The sequence below is a fragment of the Shinella sp. genome, assembly GCF_049651085.1.
In the GTDB taxonomy this organism is placed as follows: domain Bacteria; phylum Pseudomonadota; class Alphaproteobacteria; order Rhizobiales; family Rhizobiaceae; genus Shinella.
Genome location: NZ_JBASBL010000024.1, coordinates 1 through 8240 on the forward strand (window position 1 = coordinate 1; position 8240 = coordinate 8240).

Annotated in this window: 7 protein-coding genes and 1 pseudogene; 5 read left to right on the forward strand and 3 right to left on the reverse strand. The window is 63.1% G+C overall.

Annotation, left to right across the window (positions count from 1 at the left end; genetic code table 11):
* Positions 1–248 (forward strand): annotated as a pseudogene (locus tag WA950_RS15910) (hypothetical protein); the annotation flags it as partial.
* Positions 249–258: 10 nt separating this feature from the next.
* On the opposite strand, the gene WA950_RS15915 reads toward WA950_RS15910, so the two are convergent.
* Positions 259–2073 carry an alpha/beta fold hydrolase gene (locus tag WA950_RS15915; RefSeq protein WP_424552697.1) on the reverse strand — a complete coding sequence of 605 codons (1815 nt, stop codon included), beginning with the start codon at positions 2071–2073 and terminating at the stop codon, positions 259–261.
* 243 nt (positions 2074–2316) lie between these two features.
* On the opposite strand from WA950_RS15915, the gene WA950_RS15920 reads away from it, so the two are divergent.
* Positions 2317–3288, forward strand: coding sequence for an NAD-dependent epimerase/dehydratase family protein (locus WA950_RS15920; protein ID WP_424552698.1), 972 nt, complete (start codon positions 2317–2319; stop codon positions 3286–3288).
* Positions 3289–3338: 50 nt separating this feature from the next.
* Positions 3339–4235, forward strand: coding sequence for a glycosyltransferase family 2 protein (locus WA950_RS15925; RefSeq protein WP_424552699.1), 897 nt, complete (start codon positions 3339–3341; stop codon positions 4233–4235).
* Positions 4236–4286: 51 nt separating this feature from the next.
* On the opposite strand, the gene WA950_RS15930 is transcribed toward WA950_RS15925, so the two are convergent.
* Together WA950_RS15930 and WA950_RS15935 are read right to left on the reverse strand one after the other, a co-directional pair.
* On the reverse strand, positions 4287–5762 hold the full coding sequence (locus WA950_RS15930; RefSeq protein WP_424552700.1) for an oligosaccharide flippase family protein: 1476 nt from the start codon (positions 5760–5762) through the stop codon (positions 4287–4289).
* Positions 5762–7192 carry a hypothetical protein gene (locus tag WA950_RS15935; RefSeq protein ID WP_424552701.1) on the reverse strand — a complete coding sequence of 477 codons (1431 nt, stop codon included), beginning with the start codon at positions 7190–7192 and terminating at the stop codon, positions 5762–5764. Before WA950_RS15935 ends, WA950_RS15930 begins: the two co-directional genes overlap by 1 nt.
* 311 nt (positions 7193–7503) lie before the next feature.
* Here WA950_RS15935 and WA950_RS15940 point away from each other — a divergent pair, with 311 nt between their 5' ends.
* Entirely contained in the window at positions 7504–7995 is a 492-nt protein-coding gene (locus WA950_RS15940; protein WP_424552702.1) for a cupin domain-containing protein, read from the forward strand.
* A gap of 156 nt (positions 7996–8151) precedes the next feature.
* A partial coding sequence (locus WA950_RS15945; protein ID WP_424552703.1) for a sugar phosphate nucleotidyltransferase occupies positions 8152–8240 on the forward strand: 89 nt, incomplete at its 3' end.

Consider the following 8240-nt stretch of genomic DNA (forward strand, 5'->3'; position numbering starts at 1 on the left):
CGCTGCCGGAAGTGTGCGGCGATGCCGCCCTGACCGCCGACCCGCACAATGCCGAGCGCTGGATCGAACAGATCCGCGCCCTCACCGACGATCCGGCGCTCGCCGCCCGCATGCGCCTGGCCGGCCGCGCCCAGGCCCAGACCTTCACCTGGGACAAGGCCGCCCGAAAGCTCGCAGACCTCCTCGAACTGAAACGCGACAGCGACAAAAACGAGGCAAAACAGCAACCAAACGTCGCGGCGGAATAAAAGCGCTTCTTCAATCCGAAGGCGTGAACCGTAGCGCCGTCTTCTGCAGTTCGGCACGCCAATAGTCACGGGCAGGCGCAGTCGTGAGATTGTGGTCGGCATCGGCAAGGAAGGCGAGGTTGGTGTTGTCGTAGCGCGCCATGAGGTAGCCCTGCCTGCCGAAGCGTGCCTCAAGGTTGGGCACACCGATGTCGCCATCGCTATAGATCAGCGAGACCTGCGTCCCGTTCGCTGCCATGGTCTGGAAGTCCCGCGTAACCCGCCGCAGATTGCTCGACAGGAACGGGAAGCGCACGAGGACCGGCAGCGCTCTGGCGATTCCCTTGGCGACTAGCATCCGCGACAGGTTCCGCACGCCGCGCGTCACATTGACCTCGCCGCGCAGAACCCGCTTCCAGAACCCGCCGCTGCGCATCTTTTCGCCATAGCTTGCGAGCGGCTGCAGCGACGCGTTGATGAGGGCGTCGACATCGGTATCCGGCGCCAGCGAAAAATCGAACGGATTGACGGGCACGACAGCCTTGACGGGCTTGTAGCTGATACCGCTGCGGAAGGCGGTATAGGCCCCGCTGCACCGGCCGCTGAGGACGACAGGCGAAAGCCGGCAGGCCTCCAGAAAAGCCATGGCCTCGCCAACATCGCGCACCAGGCTTTCATTGTACATGACCTGCTCGGGCGCATCGGGATGCGGTGGGCTGTCGGCGACATTGGCAAAATCGAAGCGGAACGCCGGAATTCCGGCACGTGCCAGATCGCGGCAGATCCGCGAGGTGATCCGCCCCCATCCCGACATCCTGTCATAGCCGGTCGACAGCATCATGACGGTCGCGCCCCGGCGCGGCCCCTGCGGTTCGCTCAATATCCCGTAGAGACGGTTTCCGTTTCCGAACCGCACCGGCGTCTCCGTGAAACCGTCACCGACAAGCGGCTGGCTCTCCGGCAAGGTCGGCCGGGCGGCCGCCTGATCCGTCCCCTTCAGGGCAGAAGCCCAGGATACCAGCTCGCCTATGGCAGCCCGCGGCGGAATGGACAGCAAGACGTCGCGAGCGAACAGGTCGTAGTTCTCGAACGGCGCGCTGCGCGTGCGCACGCCGAGCGAGGCGAGGTGCTCGACAAAAGCCGCATCGTTCGCACGCCCCTCCTGGGTCAGGACGAGGACATCTGGAGCAGGCGCGTTCTCGGCCTTCGATATGTCGAGCGCCCGGATGCCGGCAAGGATGGCGTCGGGGATCGTCTGTTCGCCCATGGCCGGGCCGCTTGGTGGCGTCGCATGCTTGATCGCACCGTGGTCGGCTATACGGCTGAGCGCCATGAATTCGCGCACCCAGCGACGGCCGGAGGTTGCGGGGGCAGCCATGGCGATGCCTGCCACGCCCCCGAGCCTTTCGGCCGCTTTCCACGCCATCGCTGCCCCGATGCCATGGCCGATCAGCAGCAGGCGCTTGACGCCCGAAAGATCGCGCAGGACCTGCGCCGCCGACAGGATGCTGCGGTACCAGATATCGAGGCCGTCGGCATAGTCCTCAAGGTCCAGCGCATCGCCTGTGCCGGGATAGTCGAAGCGCAGGCTCGCAATGCCCTGTCGCCCGAGATCCGCTGCCAGCAGGCGCCAGAACTTTCGGGCGCACAGCTCCTCGAAACCCCACGAACTGACGAAAAGCACCGCCGTATCGCCCGATAGCAACGCCGCATCCGCAGGGCGGTAGAGACCGACCGTTCCGTCAAAGGTAACGGGAAAATCCGCCGCGCCATATTTGCCTTCGGCCTCAAGCGCGGTCATCGTCGCGGAAGGGTGAGAGCCCGACTGGGCGGATGTACCGTGCATTACCAAACCTTCCGCGAGACACTGGCGTGTCGAAAATCAAATCACGCTCCACAAAAGCCGAATTTCCTTAAGAAACCTGAATTGCTCGCCAAACTCGTTGCACGCGCAGGTCACAGACGCCCGCCGATGCGACTTCCTTGCCCGCGCGTATGCAGCTTAAGCAATTGTCCAGAAGTTGCGCTTATGAGTCCCCTGAAGTGCGCCTTGAATATTGCGCCCATATCATTTCAGGAGGCATACGCGATGGCAGGGGAAACGCCCAGACACGACCTCGTATTCGGCGGCTCCGGCTTCATCGGAACGCATCTGGTGCGCAGGCTTGCGGCAGAGGGCCACCGCGTGGTTTCGGTCGACATCCGCCCGCCGCGCGAGCGGCTGGATGGCGTCGTGTATCTCCAAGGCGACGTTCGGGATCTTTCGGATTTCGATCCCGGCATGCGGATCGACCGCATCTACAATCTCGCCGCCATTCACACGACGCCCGGACATCCGGCCCACGAATATTACGAAACGAACATTCTCGGTGCGACGTCGATCACGGCGCTGGCGCGCCGGCTCGGTATCAACGAGATCACATTCACCAGCTCGATTTCGGTCTATGGCCCGAGCGAGGAGACCAAGCGCGAGGCAACGCCCCCCGCGCCTGAATCCCCCTATGGCTGGTCGAAATTCATGGCGGAGCGAATCCAGCTTGCCTGGCTGGAGGAAAACGAACAGCGCCGCCTCGTCATTTGCCGTCCTGCCGTCATCTTCGGACCGGGCGAGGGCGGTAACTTCACGCGCATGGCAAAGCTGCTGAAAAAGGGCTTTTTCATCTATCCGGGCCGCAAGGACACGATCAAGGCGTGCTTCTACGTGGAAGACCTCTTGGACGCGCTGGACTTCGCCGCACGGCGCGACGAGCGCTTCGTCCTCTTCAACGGCTGTTATCCCGATCGCTATACGCTGGAGCAGATCGTCGAGACCTTCCGCGCCGGCCCCATACAGGGCGCGCGCACATTTCTCGTGCCGCGCGGCGTGGTGACGCTTGTCGCGACCATGCTGCGGCCCTTCTCCGTGATGGGACTGGGCATTCATCCCGATCGCGTCATGAAGCTCGTGCGCTCCACGGATGTGGTGCCCGGCTGGCTGGAGACGGCAGGCAAGGCGAGCCAGGGCAGGCTTCCGTCCGCCATCGACCGATGGAAAGCCGAAAGCGGCGGACGTTTCGTCTAGCAGAACAAACGAAAAAGCGCGGGCCGCCTCAAGTGAACAAGGACCGGGACATGAACATTGGCAAGGATGGAATGACCATCGCCGTCGCCATCGCCACGGCAGGGCGCCGGGATATCCTGACGCAGACGATCACATTCCTCAACAACCAGACACGCAGGCCGGACGAATTCTTCGTCTGCCCCTCGCGCCCCGAGGACGTCGATGTCGAGGGGCTTTCTGCCTATGTTGGCAAGGTCGAAGTCCTGCCCGGCCCGGTCGGCCTGCCGCATCAGCGCAACGTGATGGTCGCGGCCTGCAAGGCCGATATCATCCTCTTCTTCGACGACGACTTCCTGCCGGCCGCCAACTATCTTGCCGAGGTCGAGAAGCTGTTTGTCAGCAAGCCGGACATCATGGTGGCCACCGGCCACGTGATCGCTGACGGCGCGCGCGGCCCGGGACTGGAATTCGAGGAAGGACAGCAGCTGCTCGCGGCGGACAGGCCGCCCCAGGCCCCCTTGCTCCACCCGACATTCAACGGCTACGGCTGTAACATGGCCATTCGCATAGCGCCGGTGCGTGAGCATGACATTCGCTTCGATGAGAACCTGCCGTTCTATGCCTGGCTGGAAGACGTCGACTTCTCGCGCCAGCTTGTGCCCTTTGGCAGGATCGTCAGGGCCGACCAGCTGCGCGGCGTGCATCTCGGCACGAAGAAGGCGGGGCGCAGCCCGGGAAAACGGCTCGGCTATTCGCAAGTCGCCAACAGGATATATATCCAGCGCAAGGGCAACATGCCCTGGTATCAGGTCTGGGACGGGACGGTTCGCAACATTGCCTCCAATCTCGTCAGAAGCTTCAAGCCGGAACCCTGGGTCGACCGGCGGGGCAGGCTGCAAGGCAACCTGCTTGCCCTGAAGGACTTTTTCACGGGCCGGATCGACCCGCGCAACATACTCGACATGTAATCCACACGCGAGGTCACGGCGAGCCGCAACCTGCGGCCTGCCGGACTGTCGCTATCGCCGGAAGTAGGCCGCGGCCTTTTCCGCGACATAGGATTCGAGGCCCGCGGGCCGTCCGCTCACCCACCACAGACCATAGAGACCCGCGACATAAATCGCGCCGAAGACGATGCCGACGAGAGCGATGGCGGGGTAGAGATAGGGCCCGTATTGCGTCAGGTCCGGCACGCCGTAGAGGAAGGCAACGCCTGGGACGAGCGCGACCATCGGCGAAAGACTACTGCGCAGCTGGTCGCGGAACGGGATGCCGGCGACTGACCTTACCGAGAAGAGCGTCATCAGCAGCAGCGCTGCGCCCGCGCCCGCCTTCGCGGCAATGGCCCCGGATATGCCGGCGAAGATGATCCCGACGACCGTCAAGGGAACGCGCACCGCCAGCTCGACGAAGGACCGCAGAGCCACGAGGCGCGGGCGATCCAGAACCAGCACCAAAGCCGACATGGGGACGGTCGGCAGGACCACCAGGCTGGTCAGCGCCACGCCGGCGAGGATGGGCGCGCCGCTGCTCCAGTCGGGGCCAAGCAGGATATGGATCACCGGCCCCGCCATCAGCGCCATGAAGCACATGACCGGCGCCATCAGCATGACGATGCCGGCACATGCCTTGAGATAGGCGCCGACCAGATTGCCTTTTTCCCGCGCATTGACCAGTGCCGAGAACAGCGGAACCGAAGTCGGCTGGACGATTGCCTGGAAGGGCAGGGCCGCGATATCGTTGGCCGTCGTGAAACGGCCGAAGGCAGTGATGTCGACATAGAGCGGCAGGATGAGGCGGTCGACCTGCCAGTTGAGGGCGGACACGATCTGCGACAGGAAATTCCAGCCCGTCATGCTGGAAAAGAGCGGCCAGTCGGCCAGCGACAGGCGCAACCGCATCGGCGCCATCATGTAGGACACGACCATCATCACGACCGGGGTCGAGACGGTTCCGGCGGCCACTGCCCAGTAATTGCCCGTGGCGACGGCAATCGAAATGGCGATGACGCCGGCCACGGCCTTGCCGAGCAATTCCAGGATGCCCTTGCGGCGGAAGTCCAGCGCCTTTTCGAAGATCACCATGCGCGGGCTGATCAGGCCGCGCGCGGCAGGGGCGAGCGCCAGTGTGCAGATCAGCGGCATGAGCCGAGGGTCGCCGTAGAGGGACGCCAGCGGCCAGGACAGCCCCGCCATCAGGCCGGCGACGAGAAGACCGCGGATCAGGCCGAGCGTGAAGGCCGTATCGTACATGCGGTCCGTCACTTCCGGCAGGCGGACGAGAACGAATGTCAGCGGCAGCTCGAGAACGGCCTCGACGATATAGATGACCGTCATCGCCGTCGCCACAAGGCCGAAATCGGCCGGACCGAGCAGGCGGGCCAGAACCAGCAGAACGGCGAAATCGATCAGGCGTGACGACAACCGCGCCCCGACCGTCCAGATGCCGGCCCGGATGGTGCGCGCGGACAGGGAAGCGCCTTCGGCGGCAGACATTAGCGGGACCTTTCCGGATGGGCGACGAATGAATGAGACGCGGCAGGCGCAACGGCGCGTGCGCCTCCCGGCCATGCGGTGGCCGCCGCAAGCGCGTAGATGCAGGCGTTCATGATGCCGAAATCGGCGGAAGTGCCGATAAGCGTCGCCATGATGAGGACGGGCGGCATGTAGAAACGAACCGCGTTGAGAATGGCCGCGCCCGTCACGTCGCCCGGGGCCGCCCTGCGCAGGAACGTCTGGAGCATGAAACCATAGTAAAGCAGCCCGCCGACGACGCCGCTATTGCTGAACACCGCAACGATACCGTTCGATGCGCGCGTTGACCCCATACCGACGCCAAGCCCCCATGTATCGATCAGCGCCTTGAGGGAAACTGCCGTCCACATGCTGCGCTCTTCGAAGGAATCGGACTCCGTCTTCTGGAAGATGATCGTGTCGATCAGTTTGAGGAACGGATTGAACAGCGCCGGGAAGGTAAGCGCCAGCAGGTAGATCGCGGTGAGGCCGAGGAGGATCACCCAGAACTCCACTACGAGGCCTTCGCGCGCCCGGCTTCCCTCGCGTGCGGTCAGGAGGCGCCAGAACCATTCGGCCGCAGCCACGCTACCGAAGACGCCGAGACCGGCATAGGCCGCCGACGAGGTGGAGAGCAGGGCGAAAAGCGAGAGCAGAACGATGAGGCACGGCGCCCCATACAGGCGCAGCCACGACGTTTCGATCGCGCGGCGGAAGAAGTAGATCGCCGAGAGGAACGACACGGCCAAAGACCCGTAGCTCGACGCCTCCGGCATCAACCCGACGACGCGTTTGACATCCGCGATATCGACATCCGTCAGATAGGCATATTGCGCGGTCCGGAACATGTCGAGGTAGACGCCGAGGCCGACAAGATCGACAATGCCCGTCACCACCACCACAAGGCCGCCGACGCAGAAGGCCCCTAGCACATGCTGGCGCGTCGCCGCCGACCGCAGGGCCAGCGCACAGGCGAACACCGTCACGATCGAGATCGTCAGATACATGAGCTGGGAAATGTTCTGCTGCGTGGGATAGAGCGGAATGCCGGTGGTGAATTCTTCCAGCCGCATCGGGATGATCGACACCATTCCCGCAAAAAGCCGAGGCATGAACAGTGTGACCCAAACGGCGACGATCCAGAACAGGAATAACAGCAGGCATTGCGACGGGCGCAGGGCTATGTCCAGAATGCGCGACAGTCCGTTGGCGCCGCCCCCATAGACGAAGATGATGGCAAGGGCGATGATCGGGGGAGGGGTGAAGCTCAGGCCCTGCGTGATTTCGGGCGGAATGACCGCCAGCGAGCCGAAGGACATCGAGCCGAACAGCAGATAGAAGATGAATGGGCCGCGGCTTACCATTCCGATGAGCAGAAGCGCCCAAAACAGAATGATCGGTATCAAGTCCATTTTGCTCTCTTTGCGGATTGGCTGCAGCTGGCCACGCCACGGCATCGGCCCCTTAGAGAACGACCAAACCACAGGGCCGTGAATCTTTGCTTAAACCCCTCGTGAAGCGGGCAATGTATTCGCGCTTAAGGGGAAATAGCCGAGGATGCCCGGAAGGCCATACCGTCCCGAAGTGGTGCACACACGGCGCCAAAATACCACCCAGGATGGGTAAAGCCGCCCTTTCGTTAGAATTTTAACGGCTTTTTCAATCCCATTCTCATTCCTGCTTCCTAGAATGCACCCGAGTTTGGACTTGAGGGAGCATAATCTTGGTTCTGAAGCTATTGGTCGCTGGCGCCTTCGCCGTTGCTGCACGCCGTTCGTCGGACGGCCCGTTTGCGCGAGAGCGTGTCAAAACGGTCTTCAAGCGCGCTCCGGATCTCCAGCTGAGGGATGCCCCGATCGAACCGAGCTGGATCATCGAGGGCTCGCCCGTGGCGCGCTCCGCCGATCATGTCCGAAGCGCGGACGATTCCTCCTTTTCCGCCCTTTGGGATTGCACCGCCGGCACGTTCCGCTGGTATTTTCACTGGGATGAGACGGTCGTCATTCTCGAAGGCGAGGTTCACATCACCGACGAGGATGGCTCATCCTACACGCTTCGCGCCGGTGACATGGGCTACTTCGCCGCCCGCACCTGGGCCACCTGGCGCGTGGACGACTATGTCAAGAAGGCGGCCTTCATCCGCCGGCCGTTCCCGTCTCCCCTCGCAACGCTCTATCGCTTGCGAAACGCATTTCGCCAGCAAAAGAGTTTCTGACGGCCGGAATGCCCTAGAAAACAAGCACACACCCTTGCTCTGGCTCAGGCCAAACCTCGGTTGTAGAGTATAACCGAGGCCTCTCCTGTTTCTTTGCGGGCAGGCGATGAATGCCGAACGCCATGAAGGCGGGTTTCAAGCATCAGGATGGAATGGATGAGCAGCAAGATCGTACCCGTCATCATGGCCGGCGGTAAGGGCACGCGCCTTTGGCCCCTGTCGCGCGCCTCGGCGCCGAAGCAGTT